This window comes from Franconibacter pulveris (assembly GCF_056780215.1).
In genome coordinates, this window is the sequence record NZ_CM165555.1 from 4,016,172 (window position 1) to 4,034,512 (window position 18,341).

An 18,341-nucleotide genomic window follows, 5' to 3' on the forward strand; every position below is an offset into this window, starting at 1 on the left:
GTTCCCGCCCCGCCTCACCGCGCGGGGCGCTGCTTAACGGGGCGGCAGCTCCATCCCTGGCGACAGCCGCATCCGCGCAATATCCTCCCCCGGCGTTACGCCGAAGTAGCGTTTAAACTCCCGGCTGAACTGGGAGGCGCTTTCATATCCGACCCGCAGCGCCGCCGCGCTCGCCTTCATACCGTCGTGCAGCATCAGCATTCGCGCCTTATGAAGCCGGAAGGTTTTGATGTACTGCAACGGCGACGTGCTGGTTACCGCTTTGAAGTTATGATGAAACGCCGACACGCTCATGTTCGCCTCCGCCGCCAGCTGATCGACCGAAAGCGTTTCGGTGTATTGCGATTCAATGCGTCGGAGCACGCGGCTTATCAGGCTAAAGTGCGTCTGGCGGCTTATCAGCGCCAGCAGCGCGCCGCCGCGCGGCCCCATCAGCACGTGGTAGAGGATTTCGCGAATAATCTGTTTGCCGAGAATGCGGGCGTCGAGCGGATGTTCAAGCACATCCAGCAGCCGTTCAGCCGCACAGAGGATTTTGTCGGAAAGGGTGGCGGAATTAATGCCGCTGGACGACGAAGCCGGACGAAAACGCTCATCCTCGCCAATCTCCATCACCAGCTCCTGCAGCTGTAAAAGGTCAACGTTAATGCGCAGCCCGGCAAGCGGCGCCTGCGGCGTGGCGAAGGTTTCGCATTCAAAAGGCAGCGGCACCGTCAGCAGCAGATACTCGTTAGCGTCGTAGCGGAAAACGCGGTTATTGAGATAACCCGTTTTGTGGCCGGAAAAGAGAAATATGACGCCCGGCTGGTACATCACCGGCGTTCGCGGATGCGGCTCCGTGCCATAGAGTAAACGCACCTCTGAAGCCAGGCCATCCGGCATAGACTCTTTATATTTCAATACCTTAATTTTCTCCGCCAGCTGCTGGCAGATTGCCTGACGATTCATTTCGCGCTGCTCCGCTTCTCTATTTCAGCGCTGACAGTGTGCGTAAAAACCGCCGTTTTCTCCAGAGCCCAGGAGGAACAGGCAAGACAAAGGCAGAAATGAGCATTGAGCGCGCGGCCCGCCGGGGCGGACAATAACCGCCAACAGGCTGCGCCTCGCCGCCACTTCTTTACCTGTGATAAGGGTATCTGCTAATGAATAATTTTAATCTCCATACACCCACCCGTATTTTGTTTGGTAAAAACGCCATCGCCGACCTGCCCGCGCAGATCCCGGCAGGCAGCCGCGTGCTGATTACCTGGGGCGGCGGCAGCGTGAAAAAGACCGGCGTGCTGGACCAGGTTTACCAGGCGCTGGCGGGCATCGACGTGCTGGAATTCGGCGGCATCGAGCCGAACCCAACCTACGAAACGCTGATGAAAGCGGTGGAAGTGGTGCGTAAAGAAAACGTGACGTTTCTGCTGGCGGTCGGCGGCGGCTCCGTGCTGGACGGCACCAAGTTTATCGCGGCGGCGGCCCGCTATCCGGCGGAGACAGACCCGTGGCATATCCTGCAAACTTATGGCCGCGATATCAACGCCGCTGTGCCGATGGGCTCCGTGTTGACGCTGCCCGCCACCGGCTCCGAATCTAACCAGGGGGCGGTCATCTCCCGTCGCACCACGGGCGACAAGCAGGCGTTTAAATCGCCTTTCGTGCAGCCAGTCTTCGCGATTCTCGACCCGGTTTACACCTATAGCCTGCCGCCGCGCCAGGTGGCGAACGGCGTGGTGGACGCGTTTGTTCACACCATCGAACAGTACCTGACCTACCCGGTGAATGCGAAAGTGCAGGATCGCTTCGCCGAAGGGCTGCTGCTGACCCTGATTGAAGAAGGCCCGAAAGCGCTTAAAGAGCCGGAAAATTATGACGTGCGCGCCAACGTGATGTGGGCGGCGACCATGGCGCTGAACGGCCTGATTGGCGCAGGCGTGCCGCAGGACTGGGCAACCCATATGCTCGGCCATGAACTGACCGCCATGCATGGCCTCGACCACGCCCAGACGCTCGCTGTCGTGCTGCCTGCGCTGTTGAACGAAAAGCGCGAGCAGAAGCGCGAGAAGCTGTTGCAGTACGCCGAACGCGTCTGGAACCTCCGCGAAGGCGGCGAAGAGGCGCGCATCGACGCCGCCATTAACGCGACGCGTCACTTCTTCGAGCAAATGGGCACGCCGACCCGCCTTTCCGCCTGGGGCCTTGATGGCAGCACCATTCCGGCGCTGCTTGCCAAGCTTGAAGAGCACGGCATGACGCAGCTTGGCGAGCACAGGGACATTACGCTTGAGGTCAGCCGTCGCATTTACGAAGCGGCGCGTTAAGCTTTTCGCCCTCGGCCTTTCGTTTTTGACTATTTCGTCCAGACTTAATCTCACGTGACTTTCGCCGGGGCTTCCCCGGCGTGTTAGCTCAGAAGGAGACATGCATGGCAAATCCGACCGTAATCAAGCTGCATGACGGCACAATCATGCCTCAGCTCGGCCTCGGTGTGTGGAAAGCGGGCAACGAAGAGGTGGTGAACGCAATCCACAAGGCGCTGGAAGTGGGGTATCGCTCCATTGATACCGCAGCGGCCTATAAAAACGAAGAAGGCGTCGGTAAAGCGTTAAAAAGCGCAGGTGTGCCGCGCGAAGAGATTTTCGTTACCACCAAGCTGTGGAATGACGATCAGCAGCGTCCTCACGAGGCCCTGCAGGAGAGCCTGGAAAAACTCCAGCTCGACTATGTGGATCTCTATCTGATGCACTGGCCCGTTCCCGCCATCGACCACTATGTGGAAGCCTGGCAGGGAATGATTGAACTGCAGCAAAAAGGGCTGGCGAAAAGCATCGGCGTCTGTAATTTCCAGGTAAGCCACCTGCAGCGCATCATTGACGAGACTGGCGTAAAGCCGGTTATCAACCAGATTGAGCTGCACCCGCTGCTGCAACAGCGCCAGCTGAATGCCTGGAACGCCACCCATAAGATCCAGACCGAATCCTGGAGCCCGCTGGCGCAGGGCGGCCAGGGGGTGTTTGATCAGAAAATTATCCGTGAACTGGCGGATAAATATGGTAAAACCCCGGCGCAGATCGTTATCCGCTGGCATCTCGACAGCGGGCTGGTGGTTATCCCGAAATCGGTCACGCCAGCGCGCATCGTGGAAAACTTCAACGTCTGGGATTTCCGCCTCGATAAAGATGAACTGGGCGAGATTGCGAAGCTGGATAAAGGCACGCGGCTGGGGCCGGACCCGGATCAGTTCGGCGGTTAAGCGCAGCAAAAAGCGCCGCCCGTTATGCGCGGGCGGCGCTTTTTATTTTTCTGTTAATTGCTCGCCTGTTGAGGCTGAAGCTTTCGTTCCGTCGGCGCCTCTTGCGCTGGCACGCTCAGCGTCTGCCTGTCCACAAAGGGCTCCTCTTCGGTCGCCCTGTGCAACGCCTCATCAATTTCCGCCAGCAGCCGCGCCTTTTCCGCCTCGTCGCCGCCCGCCATGTTGTGGGAAAGCGTTCTGATTTGCGCAAGCCCCGCCGCCATTTTCAGGTTAACCAGCTTGAAGCGATGGGCGTACTGCCGGAAGAGTTCGACTTTTCCTTTGCTCTCTTCCAGCTCCCCTTCCAGTTTGTCCACCTCCCGCGAAAGCCGGGAGACCATTTTAAACAGCACTACCACCGCCAGCAGCAGCGGCGCGATTAACCACCATGAAAGGTACATTTGTTTCGCCCGGAACCGTTCAACATATCTCTATTTCTATAAGCTGGCGAAATTTTGACCATCATAAAAAAGGCTTAATCCCGAAAGCAGAGCAATGACAAACGGTTAGCCCTCCTCCCCTTCTCAATAGCCATCTTCTTAAACCACAAAATAAGTGTGTATTTGGAAAGTGATGCGGCGCACAATTGAAAAGCCTTGTTTAAACAAGAACTTATTTAATAAATGAATTTTTAAACACTTTCCAATAATTTGCATGAATAGGGGTACGATTGTGGCTCACTCATCACCGGCTGGCGTACGCTGGCTGCCGTTAATCATCATTACGTTCTGTGTCGCCGTCCTCTGGCGGGTAACGCCGCCGGAAGGACTCAGCGCGCCGGCCTGGCACTCGGCCATTATTTTTGTCGGCACCATCGCCGCCATTGTCGCTAAAGTGCTGCCGATAGGCGCCGTCGGCATTATCGGCATAACCGTGTTCGCGCTGACCTATGCCGCAGGCGACAGCAAAGCCAGCGACGCCATCGCCACGGCGCTAAGCGACCTGAACAGTTCGCTTATCTGGCTTATCGTGGTGGCGTTTATGATTGCCCGCGGCTTTATTAAAACCGGCCTCGGGCGGCGCATCGCCCTGCAAATGATACGCCTGCTCGGCAAGCGCACGCTGGGTCTGGCCTACGGCCTCGCCTTCGCCGATCTCATCCTCTCGCCTGCCATGCCAAGCAATACGGCGCGCTGCGGCGGCGTGATTTATCCTATCGCCGACTCGCTGGCGCGCAGCTTCGACTCCCGCCCGGAGGATGAGTCGCGTAAAAAAATCGGCACCTTTCTTATCACCTGCATCGGCAACGTGAACGACGTCACCGCCGCGCTGTTTATGACCGGCTATACCGGCAACCTGCTGGCGGTGAAGCTCGCCGCCAATGCGGGCGTGACCATAAGCTGGGGCGGCTGGTTTATTGCCGCGCTCCTGCCCTGCCTGGCGTCGCTGATTCTGGCGCCGCTGCTGGTTTACTGGCTCACCCGCCCGGAAATCACCCATACGCCGGATGCGCCCCGCATCGCCCGGAGTGAGCTGGCGCAGATGGGGCCGATGGCCCGCGGCGAATGGCTGATGCTCGCCACCGTCGTCGTGCTGCTGGTGCTCTGGATCTTTGGCGGACAGCTCGGCGTGGACCCGACCACGGCGTCGTTTGTCGGGCTGTCGGTGTTGCTGCTCTCAGGCGTGCTGAGCTGGGAGGATGTGAAAAGCGAAAAAGGCGCGTGGGATACGCTTATCTGGTTCGCCGCGCTGCTGATGATGGCGAACCAACTGAAAAAGCTCGGCTTCACCAGCTGGTTTGGCAACCTGATTGGCGACAGCATCGGTCACATGATGCAGGGCACCAGTTGGGTGCTGGTGCTGCTGTTGTTGAACGCCGCCTATTTCTACACGCACTACTTTTTCGCCAGCGGCAACGCGCAAATCGCCGCGCTGTATGCGGTGTTCCTCGGGGTGGGGCTGAACCTGAACATCCCGCCGGCGCCGATGGCGCTGATGCTCGCCTTCACCAGCAGCCTTTACTGCTCGCTTACCCAGTACACCCATGCCCGCGGCCCGATCCTGTTCGGCGCGGGCTATGTGCCGACCGGCGTCTGGTGGCGCACCGGATTTATCATCAGCCTCGTTAACCAGGCGATTTTCCTGACGCTCGGCCTTGCCTGGTGGAAGCTGTTCGGGCTGTATTAAACCCACAAAAAACCCCGCCGGAGCGGGGTTTTTATTACTGCGCTTTATCGCGGCGCGCTTTCTTCACTGCTGGCTTCTGGCGCTGGATAGCCATCGGCGTGTGCTTCGTCAGCGCAGGCCGGGTGTTGCGGTTCTGGCGCTTCGCTTCGCGCATTTCATCAAGCGTAGGCGCGGGTACCAGGCAGTCGCGGCGCGAACCGATTAAATGCTTCTTGCCCATCGCCTCCAGCGCTTCGCGGATAAGCGGCCAGTTGGCCGGATCGTGATAACGCAGCAGCGCTTTATGCAGACGGCGCTGGCGGTCGCCGCGCGGCACCACCACCTCTTCGCTCTTGTAGCCAATTTTCCCCAGCGGGTTCTTGCCGGTGTAATACATGGTGGTGGAGTTGGCGAGCGGCGAAGGATAGAAGTTCTGCACCTGATCGAGACGGAAACGGCGCTGCTTGAGCCACAGCGCCAGGTTCACCATGTCTTCATCCCGCGTGCCGGGGTGCGCGGAGATAAAATACGGGATCAGGTACTGCTCTTTCCCCGCCTGCTTTGAATAGGTGTCGAACAGCTCTTTGAAGCGATCGTAGCTGCCCATTCCCGGCTTCATCATTTTAGAAAGCGGGCCTTCTTCAGTGTGCTCCGGCGCAATCTTCAGGTAGCCGCCGACATGGTGGGTCGCCAGCTCCTTCACGTAACGCGGATCTTCCACCGCCAGATCGTAACGCACCCCGGAGGCGATCAGGATCTTCTTGATGCCTTTCAGATCGCGGGCGCGCCGATAGAGGTTGATCGTCGGCGTATGGTCGGTATCCATGTGCGGGCAGATATCGGGATAAACGCACGACAGACGGCGGCAGGTCTGCTCGGCGCGCGGCGATTTGCAGCGCAGCATATACATATTGGCCGTCGGGCCGCCAAGATCGGAGATAACGCCGGTAAAGCCCGGCACCGAGTCGCGAATGGCTTCAATCTCGTTGATTATCGACTCTTCCGAGCGGCTCTGGATAATGCGTCCTTCATGCTCGGTGATAGAGCAGAACGAACAGCCGCCGAAGCAGCCGCGCATGATGTTCACAGAAAAGCGGATCATCTCATACGCCGGGATGCGCTTTTTACCGTAGGCCGGATGCGGCACGCGCTGGTAAGGCAGCGCAAAGACGCTGTCCATCTCTTCGGTGGAGAGCGGGATAGCGGGCGGGTTTATCCAGATATAGCGGTCGCCGTGCTTTTGCATCAGCGCGCGGGCGCAGCCAGGGTTTGTCTCATGGTGCAGAATGCGCGAAGCGTGAGCGTAAAGCACCTTGTCCGCTTTGACTTTTTCGAACGACGGCAGCAGCACGTAGGTTTTCTCCCACGGCTTCGGGCGCGGCGGCTGTACGACTACCGCTTTCGCCTCCTGCTTTTGCACCGCCGGTTTGCCTTTATCCGCGCAGGGTAAATCTTCGCCATAAGGATGCGGGATAGGATCGATGCGCCCTGGCGTGTCGAGGCGGGTGGAATCAACGCCTGCCCAGCCCGGCAGCGCCTCTTTCAGGATGATGGCGGTGTTACGCACGTCGCGAATTTCGCTCACCGCCTCTCCCGCCGCCAGGCGGTGCGCTACTTCCACCAGCGGGCGCTCGCCGTTGCCGAAAATCAGCATATCCGCTTTGGAATCCACCAGCACCGAGCGGCGCACCGTGTCGGACCAGTAATCATAATGCGCGGTGCGGCGCAGGCTCGCCTCGATGCCACCCAGGATAACCGGCACGTCGCGCCAGGCTTCTTTACAGCGCTGGGTATAGACCAGCGTGGCGCGGTCGGGACGCTTGCCCGCTTCGTTATCCGGGGTGTAGGCGTCATCGTGGCGCAGCTTACGGTCGGCGGTGTAGCGGTTGATCATCGAATCCATATTGCCGGCGGTGACGCCGAAAAAGAGGTTCGGCTTGCCAAGACGCATGAACTCTTCTTTGCTGGACCAGTCCGGCTGGGCGATGATGCCCACGCGAAAGCCCTGCGCCTCCAGCATGCGGCCGCAGATAGCCATGCCGAAGCTTGGATGGTCGACGTAGGCGTCGCCCGTCACCAGGATAATGTCGCAGCTGTCCCAGCCAAGTTGATCCATCTCTTCACGCGACATGGGTAAAAACGGCGCCGGACCAAAGCAGGCAGCCCAGTATTGAGGCCAGGAAAAAAGATCGCGGTCGGGTTGGATGAGGCTAAGGGAACTCATAGTGCTTCCGGGAAGTGGTCAAAAATTAGCAAAGGGCGGCGATTATACGTCCGGAAGCGGCAAAAAAAGAAGGGATATTCACGGGAAAAAGCGTGCGGCTCTTTCCCGCTGTGACATTACTCGTTTTTGCTGTGCCAGTAGGCCTGCGCGCGCAGCAACCGGGCGTCCACTCTGCCTTCAAACGGCTCGCAAAGGCGCTTGACCACTTTGCCCTCGCCGGTTATCCAGAGGAAATAATCCTGCTGCGGCAGCTTCAGCGCCGCCAGCCTTTCCGCCACCGCCTGCTCGTTGTGGCCGACAAGCCATTCGATATCAAACTGCGCCAGATGCGCCAGGTAACCTTTCAGCGCTTCATCGCGGATAGTGACAAGGGCTTTCACCTTCACCGCCTTGTTCAGCGCGCTCAGCGTTTCCAGGCGGCGGCGCAGCGCCGGCATGCCGGACTCATCGCAGACATAGAGCTGCCAGCCGTAATCTTCCGGCACCACCAGCGAGCCGCGCGGGCCGCCAATGCAGAGCGTGTCGCCAGGCTTCGCGTTGACCGCCCAGTCGCTGGCCGCGCCAGCCTCGTGCACGTAGAAATCAATGGTCAGTTCCTGACGCGCGGCGTTGAAGAGCGGCGTGTAGTCGCGCGACGGCGGGCGCACGTCGTCAGGCCAGACGATGCCCTCGTCCGTCACCTGAGGCGGAACAAAGTCCGTTCCCGGCGTCGGGAAAAAGAGTTTGATATGGTCGTCAAAGCCGCGGGAGGTAAACCCCGTCAGCGACTCGCCGCCGAAGACAATGCGCTGAAAGCCGCTCACGCGCTCGCTGCTGAGCACGGTTAACTCGCGAAAACGCAGCTCGTTGCGCACGCGCTGCGGATAAGTAGTGACCTGAGTCATGTTCAACCTGCCAGTGTGAAGGTAAAGAGTTTACGATATATCTAAAATTTTCGTAAATGATAATGGTTGCTATTAAGCGTTAATGCAAGTTTTTTTAGATAGCATTCAGGCGCTGCGGCACAGAATGACAACGCTCCGAATAAAATATTTAATAATCAATAGATTGAATGAATCATGATTTTTCTTTACCGCTTGCGCTTTGCAAAAGTATTACTATTCGATATATATAGATATATCTAAATATCGCGAGAGCAGACGACCATGCGACACTTTCACCGTTACCACGATCTCCATAGCGACGCGCACGGCATGCGCCGCAACCGTCACGGACATGGCCATCATGAAGAGGGCCACGCGCGCCGCCCGCGCTTTTTCGGCCACGGCGAACTGCGCCTGGTGATGCTGGACATTCTGACCCGCGGCGCCAGCCACGGTTATGAGTTAATCAAAGAGATAGAAGCGCTGACCGGCGGCAACTATACGCCCAGCCCGGGCGTTATCTACCCGACGCTCGATTTCCTGCAAGACCAGCAGTTTATCTCGCTGAGCGAAGAGGAAAGCGGACGCAAGAAGATTGTTATCACCGAAGCGGGCACTGCCTGGCTTGAAGAAAACAGCGACCATCTGGCGCACATCCACGCCCGCGTAAAGGCGCGCATTATCGGCCACGAGCTGCGTAAAAACCCGGAGATGAAGCGAGCGCTGGAGAATCTCAAGGCGGTGCTGGATTTAAAAGTAAACCAGGCGCCCATCGAACCCGCGCTGCTGAAAAAGATTGTCGGGATAATCGATAAAGCGGCGCTGGAGATTTCGCAGCTCGATTAAAGGGCGGGTTCACCGCCCTTTGATGCGTTACGCCGCCGCGCCATTACACCTACGGCGGCGTTTTGCCTCGCTTTTACGCCTCGCGCAGGCGGAACACTTTCACCAGCGTTTTGAGCTGATTCGCCTGATCGCTGAGCGATGCGGCGGCGGCGACCGACTCCTCCACCAGGCTTGAGTTCTGCTGGGTGGTGGTATCAATCATGCCGATAGCGGTGTTGATTTGCGTAATGCCGTCGGTCTGTTCGCGGCTCGCCTGGGCGATTTCATGCAGGATGTGGTTCATCTCTTCCACGTTCGTCACCATGCCGTTAATCAACCCGCTCGCCTGCTCGACCAGCCCCATTCCTTCGCGCGTCTGGTTGGTGGAGTTTTCAATCAGCGTGCGAATCTCACTCGCCGAAGCCGCGCTTTTCTGCGCCAGCTGGCGCACTTCGCCTGCGACAACCGCAAACCCGCGGCCATGTTCGCCGGCGCGCGCCGCCTCTACCGCTGCGTTCAACGCCAGGATATTCGTCTGAAAAGCAATGGCGTCGATCAGGTTGATAATTTCCGACATCCGGTTCGACGTTTCGTTAATCAGGCGCATCTTATCGGTAACCTGACGCATCATCTGACCATTATTTTTCACCGTGTTAGCGGCCTCGGTCGACAGCTGCGTGGCGACGCTGGTGTTGTCGTAGGTGTTTTTAATGGTTGACGTCATCTGCTCCATGGACGCGGCGGTCTCTTCCACCGAGCTTGCCTGCTCTTCGGTGCGCGCCGCCAGGTCCTGGTTGCCGGCGACAATCTGCGAAGCGGCGGACGAGATGGTTTCCGCGCCGTTCTGCACCTCTTCGACAATCGCCTGCAGGCGCGTTTTCATCTCCATCAGGGCGCTCAGCAGCAGCCCGGTTTCATCACGGCGTCCGGTTTCCACGTTGCGGGTTAAATCCCCCTCGGCAATGGCTTCGGCAAAGCTTACCGCCTGGCCGAGCGGCGCGGTGATGGCGCGAATGATAAGCGCAGCGATAGCCGTGCCGAGCACGACGGAGAGCAGCGCCAGGGCAATCAGCATGGCGCGGTTATTGCTATAGCTCTTCGCGACATGCTTGCCCGCATCAGCCATGTTCTGGTTCTGAATGGCGATCAGCGCCTGCACTTTCTCTTTGTAGCTTATTTGCAGGTTCAGCGTGGTGGACATCATCTCCGCCAGCGCCGCGTCGCGGTTGTTGTTCTGTATGGCGGTCAGGATGCGCATGCGGGAATCGATATATTGCTGGCGAATCTCGCGGATTTGCGCCAGCGCGCGTTGCGAGGCTTCATCCGGCAGGCTCTTTTGCAGGTCGGCAAGCAGTGCGCTAATGCGGGCGCTCAGCGCGTTAAGCTGCTTTTCCGAATCCTGCGCCCAGCGGCGGTTTTCATCAAGCAGCATCAGCTGTTGGGTGCTGACGAAACTCTGGAAGGTTTCAATTAGCTGGTTGGCTTTTACCGTGGCGGGATAATCCTTATTAACGATGCCCTGAATATTATTATTCGCCTGACTGAGGCTCAGCATTGAAAGAGAGGCGCTCACAATCAGCAGGATAATAAAGAAAGCGAAGGCTAGTATTAATTTCGTGCTTATTTTTACATCGCGGAAAGACATATTTTCTCCGTTAAGCGGGTTAATTAAGCTGACGGAACGGGAATGCCGCATAAGACATGCAGTCAGAGAGGCGGCAGTTCACCGAACGAGGGGAGCGACAGAAGGTTTATCGGTAACATCGCGCCTGACTTTACCTTTTTGATCGTTTTTTTCTTGCTTACCGCTTCGCTTTGATAGATGTAAACTATTAATTTTTGGTTATTGATCGACCGCTTTCTCTATTTGTCTAATCAATGAAGGGTTATTTAAGTATTAATTAGCCGGACTTAAAGAGAGTCTGTTTATTATTTCTGATGCGTCGTCACGCTTATTTTTTCGACGCTTCCGTTTTAATTAATAAATTATTAACAAAACAAAAATAGTATATTCACAATTAAGCGCGCGGTTGTATGAAATAGCGGCAACGATGAGAGAAGATGAAAAGAAAATAAGGGCGACGGAGCGCCGCCCGGGGGAACGTTGCGACAGGATCAGTGCAGTACGGTTACGGCATCTTCCAGACGGGTGGCGCGGTGTTTAACCATCGCGGAAACCTGCGCGCTCTCCTCCACCAGCCCGGCGTTTTTCTGGGTAATGGCGTCCAGCTCGGTGACGGCGCGGGTGAGATCGGCAAGGCCGCCCGCCTGCTCGGAGGTCGCCTGGCTTATCTGGCCGATAAGCTGCGTGACGTTCTGCACCTGATTGACAATATCCTGCATCGTGCGGCCTGCGGCGTGCACCTGCACCGCGCCTGACTCCACCTTGCTGGCGCTCGCCTCAATCAGTTTGCGAATGTCATTGGCGGCGTTGGCGCTGCGGCTCGCCAGATGGCGCACTTCTCCTGCCACCACCGCAAACCCTTTGCCCTGCTCGCCCGCCCTCGCCGCTTCCACCGCCGCGTTCAGGGCGAGGATATTGGTCTGGAAAGCGATATCGTTGATAAGCGACGTGATAGAACCAATACGCTGGGTGCTGTCGGCAATCTCGTCCATGGTGCTGACCACCGTTTCCATCGCCTGGCCGCCGTGACGGGCCGCTTCGCTTGCGGCGCTGGAGAGTTTATCCGCCGCGACCGCCGTTTCGGAGTTGCTCTGCACCGAGGCCGCCATCTGGTTCATGGTGGCGACAGTCTGCTGCACGTTGACCACCGTCTGGCGGGTGCGCTCGTTTAAATCATCATTACCGCGCGCCAGCGTTTCACTGCCGCTGCGCACGTTTATCACCTGGCTTGAAACGTCGTTAATCAGCCAGCGGCACATCAGGCCAAGCTGCCCGACGGCGCGCAGCGTCACGCCAATCTCGTCGGCGCGGTTAAGCTGGTCGATGCTCTGTCGTTCGCCGGTCGCCACGCTCAGCGCCTGACGCGCCACGTTGCTTACCGGACGGACAATCTGCCACTCAAACGCGGCGCAGCCGAGCGTCATCACGAGCGCGCAGACAATGCCGGAGAGCAGCAGGCCGCCGCCGCTCTGCCCGGCGAGCAGCATCGCGGCAAGCCACGCCAGGAAGATGGCGCTCATCACGCCGCGCACGCGCCAGCGCAGCGGCAGCGTCGGCAGTTTGCCGAGCCAGCCTTTCCGCAGCACCAGCCCTTTAAAAAGACGGCGGTTCGTTTTGCCTTCGTTTAAGGCTTTATATAAAGGCGTGACCGCGGCAATCTCCTCCGGCGTAGCTTTCGTGCGGATAGACATATAGCCGGTGGTTTTCCCGTTACGCACAACCGGCACCGCATTCGCGCGCACCCAGTAGTGATCGCCATTTTTGCAGCGGTTTTTCACGATGCCGGTCCAGGGCTCGCCCTGTTTGAGCGTGTACCACATGTCGGCGAACGCCGCTTTCGGCATATCGGGATGGCGAACCAGGTTATGCGGGCTGCCGGTCAGTTCATGCAGCGTGTAGCCGCTCACCTGCACAAAGGTATCGTTAGCGTGGGTAATATAGCTTTGCAGATCGGTGGTGGACATGAGGGTGGTATTGTCATCCAGCGTCAGCTCACGCTGGGTGACGGAGGGCTGTGAAGGCATAGCAGCTTCCTTAGGCAGGTTATCCAATTGTTAATATATTTTTCTGCCTTGTAATGTCGGCGCGACGTAAATTTACTTTAACGATAAAGGCCGCTGCAGGTCGCAATTTGTGCTATCAGCCACATTTTTCATGAGGATTAGCCAGATAATCCCTTAGCGATATTATTTAGGTTAGTAATTATTGCCGGTTAACTGTGCCGCATTTCGTTTACGCAAGCCGCCTCATCTCCCCATTCTGGCGAATCATCACGCACTGGTTGCGTCCATTATTTTTGCCAAAATACATCGCTTTGTCGGCGCGGCCGATGGCCTGATGTAACGTTTCATTACTTTCTACCTGCGTTATTCCCCCCGTTACCGTCACCGTTATGGCGTGCTCTTTAATAATGATGGGATGGCGTGAAAGATAATCGCAAATACGCACGCCCGCCTGCTGCGCTTCTATTTCACCAGTGACTTCCAGCAGCATAATAAACTCCTCGCCGCCGAAACGATAAATACGCTCATTCTCCCGCGCGCACGTTTTAAATGTTGCCGCCACGCTGCGTAATACATCGTCGCCGGCGTTATGTCCCCAGCTGTCATTAATAGTTTTAAAACGATCGATATCCATCATAAGCAGCCATAACGCCCGATGATTTTTTTCACAGCGGGTGCGAATAAAATCAAAATCCTGATAAAGCAAATGGCGCAGCGGCAGGCCGGTTAAGGTGTCGTGCATATTGCGAAACACCAGCAAGCATTCACGGTATTTATCAATATGGCCCATAAATTCCTGCTGGGCCTGATGAAAACGGCGCAGCAGGCTGGCGGTAACCGCCTGCTGATGGATAGCCAGCATCAGTTCGCGGGCGCGGTCATGCATCGCTTTATGGGCAGACTCGATGTTAAAAACGTAGCCGCTGTGCTGCGCCTGCCGGTTCTGGTCATGACGCAGCCAGTGGCTAAAGCGGCATAGCTCATGCGCATGGGGATGGGTGAGCTCTGCATCCGGCTCGCCGCCCAGCAGACTAAGCTCCAGCAATTTTCCAAGCCACTGAAAATGCGCTTTCTGCGCTGTGCTTAATTCAATTAAAGCGATATCCAAATCGGCAATATTCATCGTTTCATCACACCGTTTTTTAACAGCGCTGCGTATTAATTAAATAAAGAAGAGGGAAAGAATAACGCATCTAACACCAGACAGGGATGAAAATATACGAAATCAATTTTCAGTATAATTAATTCACGGAGTCATTAAATTTAATATCAAATATTCAGCATGTGAATATATTTTGCCGCGCTGCGTTATTACGCACCATCCTGGCGCAGTCTGCGCTTTTATGATGCGCCCGCGCCACGCTTTCCTGCCGCCTCGTCAATCAAAGGGCAGCATTAACGCTCGCTTATCGCTTATGGGGACGATTTAGTTTCGCGCTTTCACGAAGTCGCCTGGCTTTTATCCCGATTTTTGTTAACGCTCTCGATGTGGCGTAAAGACTGCAATACTTAAATCGGTATCATGTGATACGCGATCCCCAGGAGCATATTTTGAACAGGTTACCTAACAGCGCCTCGGCTCTTGCCTGTACCGCGCACGCACTGAATCTCATCGAAAAGCAGACGCTTTCGCATGAGGAGATGAAAGCACTGAACCGGGAGGTCATCGACTACTTTCAGCAGCACGTCAATCCAGGGTTCTTAGAATATCGCAAGTCTGTAACCGCCGGCGGGGATTACGGAGCCGTAGAATGGCAAGCGGGAGGATTGAATACGCTTGTCGACACCCAGGGACAGGAGTTCCTCGATTGTCTGGGTGGATTCGGCATCTTTAACGTGGGGCACCGTAATCCAACAGTGGTTTCCGCCGTACAGAACCAACTTGCCAAACAACCCCTGCATAGCCAGGAGCTGCTCGACCCACTGCGCGCCATGCTGGCGAAAACCCTCGCCACGCTGACGCCAGGCAAACTGAAGTATAGCTTCTTCTGCAACAGCGGCACGGAATCGGTAGAGGCGGCGCTTAAACTCGCCAAAGCGTACCAGGCCCCGCGCGGCAGATATACCTTTGTGGCCGCCACCGGCGCCTTCCACGGCAAATCGCTCGGCGCGCTTTCCGCCACTGCGAAAGCGGCGTTCCGTAAGCCTTTTATGCCGTTGTTGCCAGGCTTTCGTCATGTGCCGTATGGCGATATTGAGGCTATGCGCGAGCTTTTCACCGAATGCCGTAAAACCGGAGACGACATCGCTGGCGTGATCCTGGAGCCGATTCAGGGCGAAGGGGGCGTGATCCTGCCGCCGCCGGGCTACCTGCCTGCGGTGCGCCAGCTGTGTGATGAATTCGGCGCGCTGCTGATTTTCGACGAAGTGCAAACCGGCATGGGCCGCACCGGTAAGATGTTCGCCTGCGAGCATGAGAATGTGCAGCCCGACATTCTCTGTCTTGCCAAAGCGCTGGGCGGCGGCGTAATGCCGATTGGCGCGACGGTGGCGACGGAAGAGGTCTTTTCCGTCCTGTTCGATAACCCCTTCCTGCATACCACTACGTTTGGCGGCAACCCGCTGGCCTGCGCCGCGGCGCTCGCCACCATTCACGTGCTGCTGGAAGAAAACCTGCCGCAGCAGGCGGAGCAGAAAGGCAACATGCTGCTCGACGGCTTCCGCCAGCTGGCGCTGGAATTCCCGGCGCTGGTCGTGGAGGCGCGCGGGCAAGGGATGCTAATGGCGATTGAGTTTACCAATAACGAAATCGGCTATCAGTTCGCGAGCGAAATGTTCCGCCAGCATGTGCTGGTGGCGGGCACGTTGAATAACGCGAAAACCATCCGCATCGAGCCGCCGCTTACGCTAACGATTGAGCAGTGTGAACAGGTGTTAAGCGCCGCGCGCAAGGCACTGGAGAGTTTGTGCGTAGCCCGCAGCAAAGCGGCAACCGCCGAAGAAAATGAATCCCTCTGAGTCATCTCTTTAAGTTAAAGCCCCCGTTAAGGGGGCTTTGTTTTTGGGTATCGCATTGGCAAACAGGCGGATGCAGCGTGTGGTGCGGGTTAGCCCGCCGGAGCCCTTATCAGCCCCCAGAGAGAGTTGTTATTTTCAGCGCACGAAAAGGGCGGTGAAAGGTGACGTTCGCCAGAACGACGGCTGCCTGTATCGCCGTTTTTCCGCGAACGTGTTAGCGCCTCGCTTACCCGCCCTGCACTTCTCCTTACTTCACCTCCGGCAGCAGCCCGATAAAACTCCGCTTCTGGCGCGGGCCGGACATTAACGCCTCCAGCTTCTCCACGCAGGCGAGATAGTGCGGCGTCTTTTTATGCGCCTGCACGGCCTCTTCGTCCTTATACGCTTCATAAATAAAAAAGCGCGTCGGGGTTTCCGGGTCCTGCAGCACGTCGAAGCGCAGGTTGCCAGGCTCTTTCAGCGCCCCTTCGTGGTTGGCGCGAAATACCTCCAGAAACTCATCCACCCGCTCGGGTTTAATGTTGATTTCCACCAGCGTCACATTCATCCCCTTCCCCCCTGCGCTTTCTCTTCCTGCCAGAACTGATACGCTTCGCGAGCGCTCAGGTTCTCATGCACCACCTTTTTCACCGCTTTGAGCATGGCGAGCGGCGCCTCGGACTGGAAAATATTGCGCCCCATGTCCACGCCTGATGCGCCCTGATCGATAGCGCGCCAGCACATCTCCAGCGCCTCGTGCTCCGGCAGCTTTTTACCGCCGGCGATAACGATCGGCACCGGGCAGCTCGCGGTGACCTTCTCGAACCCCTCTTCCACGAAGTAAGTCTTGATAAACTGCGCCCCCATCTCGGCGGCGATACGGCTGGCGAGCGAGAAATAGCGGGCATCGCGCGTCATCTCTTTACCCACGCCTGTCACCGCAAGCGTCGGCATGCCGTAGCGTGTGCCTTCATCCACCAGTTTAATGATGTTATTGATTGACTGGTGCTCATATTCAGAGCCGATATAAACCTGCGCCGCCACCGCGCAAACATTCAGGCGCAGCGCGTCTTCCACCGCCACCGCCACGCTCTCGCGCGAAAGCTCGCTTAAAATAGAGTTGCCGCCGGAGGCGCGCAGCACCACCGGCCGGTTGGCGGCGGGCGGCACCTGGCTTCGCAGAATGCCGCGCGTACACATCAGCACGTCGGTCTCTTCAAAGAGCGGCGCGATGGAGAGGTCGATGCGCTCAAGGCCGGTGGTCGGCCCCTGAAAATAGCCGTGGTCGAAAGCCAGCATCACGGTGCGCCCGCTTTTCGGGTTGAAGATGCGCGACAGGCGCGACTGCATGCCCCAGTCCAGCGCGCCGCAACCCTTCAGCGTATAAGGCGTGTTCTGCTGCGGCCGCCCGATGCCGAAATCTTTCCCGTCTTTGATATCGTCTAAATCCGCCATGCTCCCTCCTCAGAAATCGTATTTGCTGATGTTCTCTTTGGTGAAGACCACGCGCTCCGGCAGCAGCACGATGCCGTTGCCCTTCGCCTCATACTGGTAGCCCTGCACTTTGTTAGGCTCGACTTTCAGCGTGCCGATATCTTTCACCTCAATGCTGTCGCCCACGTTTAGATCGCCTTTCTTCAAAAGCGTATCCGCCACGTTGACCGCGATTTTCCCCTGCTCCACCACGTCCCACAGGCCGAAGGCTTTCACCGTGCCGCGCTCAACGTAGGGGCGCATAACATTCGGCGTGCTGAAACCGACAATGGCCACGTTAGTGCGTTTGAGATTTTCGGCGGCCTGCGCGGCGGCGGGCAGCGCGTTGGCGTCCGGCGCGATAATGGCGTCGAGGTCCGGGTAAGCCTTCAGGATGCCCTCGGCGGTTTGCAGCGATTTAGTGGCGTCGTTATAGCCAAACTGGGTGGTGACGATTTGCCACTGCGGATGATCTTTGGCGATTTTCGCCTTCGCCTCTTTCACCCACTGGTTCTGGTCGGTCACGGTAGGGCTTGAATAGAAAAACGCGACTTTGGCGTCCGGCTTCGTCACCTGCTGTTGCGCCATCTCCACCAGCATGCCGCCAAGCTGCTCCGGCGTGCCCTGGTTGATGTAAATGCTGCGGCACTCCGGTTTGGTGTCTGAATCCCACGTCAGCACTTTCACGCCGCGCTGCATGGCGCGCTTAAGCGCCGGGCAGAGGCCGTCCGGCGACACGGCGGAGACGATAATCGCGTTGTAACCCTGGTTGACGAAGTTGTTGATGAGCTGCACCTGCCCCGAAACGCTCGGCTCCGTCGGCCCGTCGTAGGTCACCGGCACGCCGAGCGCCTTGCCTGCTTCCATCGCGCCGTTGCCGCCGCTGGTGAAAAAGCCCACCCCCACCAGTTTCGGGATAAAGGCGATGCGGTCGGCCGCCTGCGCGGAGGCGACGCCCAGCGCCAGCGCCAGCACGCTCAGTTGCAGGGCACGTTTTGCTGTTTTCATA

The 18,341-nt window shown here is 57.5% G+C and carries 15 protein-coding genes; 5 read left to right on the forward strand and 10 right to left on the reverse strand.

The window, feature by feature from the left end:
* Nucleotides 1-33 precede the first annotated feature (33 nt).
* On the reverse strand, nucleotides 34-948 hold the full coding sequence (locus ACU4F7_RS18915) for an AraC family transcriptional regulator (protein ID WP_481637555.1): 915 nt from the start codon (nucleotides 946-948) through the stop codon (nucleotides 34-36).
* A gap of 194 nt (nucleotides 949-1,142) precedes the next feature.
* On the opposite strand from ACU4F7_RS18915, the gene yqhD reads away from it, so the two are divergent.
* The gene (gene yqhD / locus ACU4F7_RS18920) at nucleotides 1,143-2,306 is read left to right on the forward strand and encodes an alcohol dehydrogenase (RefSeq protein ID WP_481637556.1); all 1,164 of its coding nucleotides are present in this window, start codon (nucleotides 1,143-1,145) and stop codon (nucleotides 2,304-2,306) included.
* Nucleotides 2,307-2,410: 104 nt separating this feature from the next.
* On the forward strand, nucleotides 2,411-3,238 hold the full coding sequence (gene dkgA, locus ACU4F7_RS18925; RefSeq protein WP_029590394.1) for a 2,5-didehydrogluconate reductase DkgA: 828 nt from the start codon (nucleotides 2,411-2,413) through the stop codon (nucleotides 3,236-3,238).
* A 53-nt stretch (nucleotides 3,239-3,291) separates the two neighbouring features.
* Here the strand turns inward: dkgA and ACU4F7_RS18930 are convergent, their stop codons facing one another.
* Complete coding sequence (locus tag ACU4F7_RS18930; RefSeq protein WP_481637557.1) at nucleotides 3,292-3,678, reverse strand: hypothetical protein; 387 nt, start codon at nucleotides 3,676-3,678, stop codon at nucleotides 3,292-3,294.
* Nucleotides 3,679-3,949: 271 nt separating this feature from the next.
* Between ACU4F7_RS18930 and ACU4F7_RS18935 the strand changes: the two genes are divergently transcribed.
* Entirely contained in the window at nucleotides 3,950-5,404 is a 1,455-nt protein-coding gene (locus tag ACU4F7_RS18935) for a DASS family sodium-coupled anion symporter (protein ID WP_481637558.1), read from the forward strand.
* 34 nt (nucleotides 5,405-5,438) lie between these two features.
* Here ACU4F7_RS18935 and ACU4F7_RS18940 read toward each other — a convergent pair whose 3' ends face one another.
* Together ACU4F7_RS18940 and ACU4F7_RS18945 are read right to left on the reverse strand one after the other, a co-directional pair.
* The gene (locus ACU4F7_RS18940; RefSeq protein ID WP_029590391.1) at nucleotides 5,439-7,607 is read right to left on the reverse strand and encodes a YgiQ family radical SAM protein; all 2,169 of its coding nucleotides are present in this window, start codon (nucleotides 7,605-7,607) and stop codon (nucleotides 5,439-5,441) included.
* 116 nt (nucleotides 7,608-7,723) lie between these two features.
* The gene (locus ACU4F7_RS18945) at nucleotides 7,724-8,491 is read right to left on the reverse strand and encodes a siderophore-interacting protein (protein WP_029590390.1); all 768 of its coding nucleotides are present in this window, start codon (nucleotides 8,489-8,491) and stop codon (nucleotides 7,724-7,726) included.
* 261 nt (nucleotides 8,492-8,752) lie between these two features.
* Between ACU4F7_RS18945 and ACU4F7_RS18950 the strand changes: the two genes are divergently transcribed.
* The gene (locus ACU4F7_RS18950; RefSeq protein ID WP_029590389.1) at nucleotides 8,753-9,316 is read left to right on the forward strand and encodes a PadR family transcriptional regulator; all 564 of its coding nucleotides are present in this window, start codon (nucleotides 8,753-8,755) and stop codon (nucleotides 9,314-9,316) included.
* Nucleotides 9,317-9,389: 73 nt separating this feature from the next.
* Here ACU4F7_RS18950 and ACU4F7_RS18955 read toward each other — a convergent pair whose 3' ends face one another.
* The 3 genes from ACU4F7_RS18955 to ACU4F7_RS18965 all read right to left on the reverse strand — a co-directional run bounded on the left by ACU4F7_RS18955 (nucleotide 9,390) and on the right by ACU4F7_RS18965 (nucleotide 14,045).
* Nucleotides 9,390-10,940: a methyl-accepting chemotaxis protein gene (locus ACU4F7_RS18955; protein ID WP_029590388.1), complete on the reverse strand. Its 1,551-nt coding sequence runs from the start codon at nucleotides 10,938-10,940 to the stop codon at nucleotides 9,390-9,392.
* Nucleotides 10,941-11,410: 470 nt separating this feature from the next.
* Nucleotides 11,411-12,943, reverse strand: a complete 1,533-nt coding sequence (locus tag ACU4F7_RS18960; RefSeq protein ID WP_481637559.1) for a methyl-accepting chemotaxis protein — start codon at nucleotides 12,941-12,943, stop codon at nucleotides 11,411-11,413.
* Nucleotides 12,944-13,151: 208 nt separating this feature from the next.
* Nucleotides 13,152-14,045 (reverse strand): diguanylate cyclase, encoded by an 894-nt coding sequence (locus tag ACU4F7_RS18965; protein WP_481637560.1) that lies wholly within the window; start codon nucleotides 14,043-14,045, stop codon nucleotides 13,152-13,154.
* Nucleotides 14,046-14,473: 428 nt separating this feature from the next.
* On the opposite strand from ACU4F7_RS18965, the gene ygjG reads away from it, so the two are divergent.
* Complete coding sequence (gene ygjG, locus ACU4F7_RS18970) at nucleotides 14,474-15,880, forward strand: putrescine aminotransferase (RefSeq protein WP_029590383.1); 1,407 nt, start codon at nucleotides 14,474-14,476, stop codon at nucleotides 15,878-15,880.
* Between the two features lie 247 nt (nucleotides 15,881-16,127).
* Here the strand turns inward: ygjG and lsrG are convergent, their stop codons facing one another.
* From lsrG to lsrB, 3 genes are read right to left on the reverse strand one after another with little or no spacing between them, the layout of a single operon-like run.
* A complete protein-coding gene (gene lsrG, locus ACU4F7_RS18975) occupies nucleotides 16,128-16,427 on the reverse strand; it encodes a (4S)-4-hydroxy-5-phosphonooxypentane-2,3-dione isomerase (protein WP_029590382.1) in 300 nt (99 codons plus the stop codon).
* Entirely contained in the window at nucleotides 16,424-17,314 is an 891-nt protein-coding gene (gene lsrF / locus ACU4F7_RS18980; protein ID WP_481637561.1) for a 3-hydroxy-5-phosphonooxypentane-2,4-dione thiolase, read from the reverse strand. The genes lsrG and lsrF overlap by 4 nt, the downstream gene beginning before the upstream one ends.
* Nucleotides 17,315-17,323: 9 nt before the next feature.
* The gene (gene lsrB, locus ACU4F7_RS18985; protein ID WP_029697666.1) at nucleotides 17,324-18,340 is read right to left on the reverse strand and encodes an autoinducer 2 ABC transporter substrate-binding protein LsrB; all 1,017 of its coding nucleotides are present in this window, start codon (nucleotides 18,338-18,340) and stop codon (nucleotides 17,324-17,326) included.
* Nucleotide 18,341: the final 1 nt, after the last annotated feature.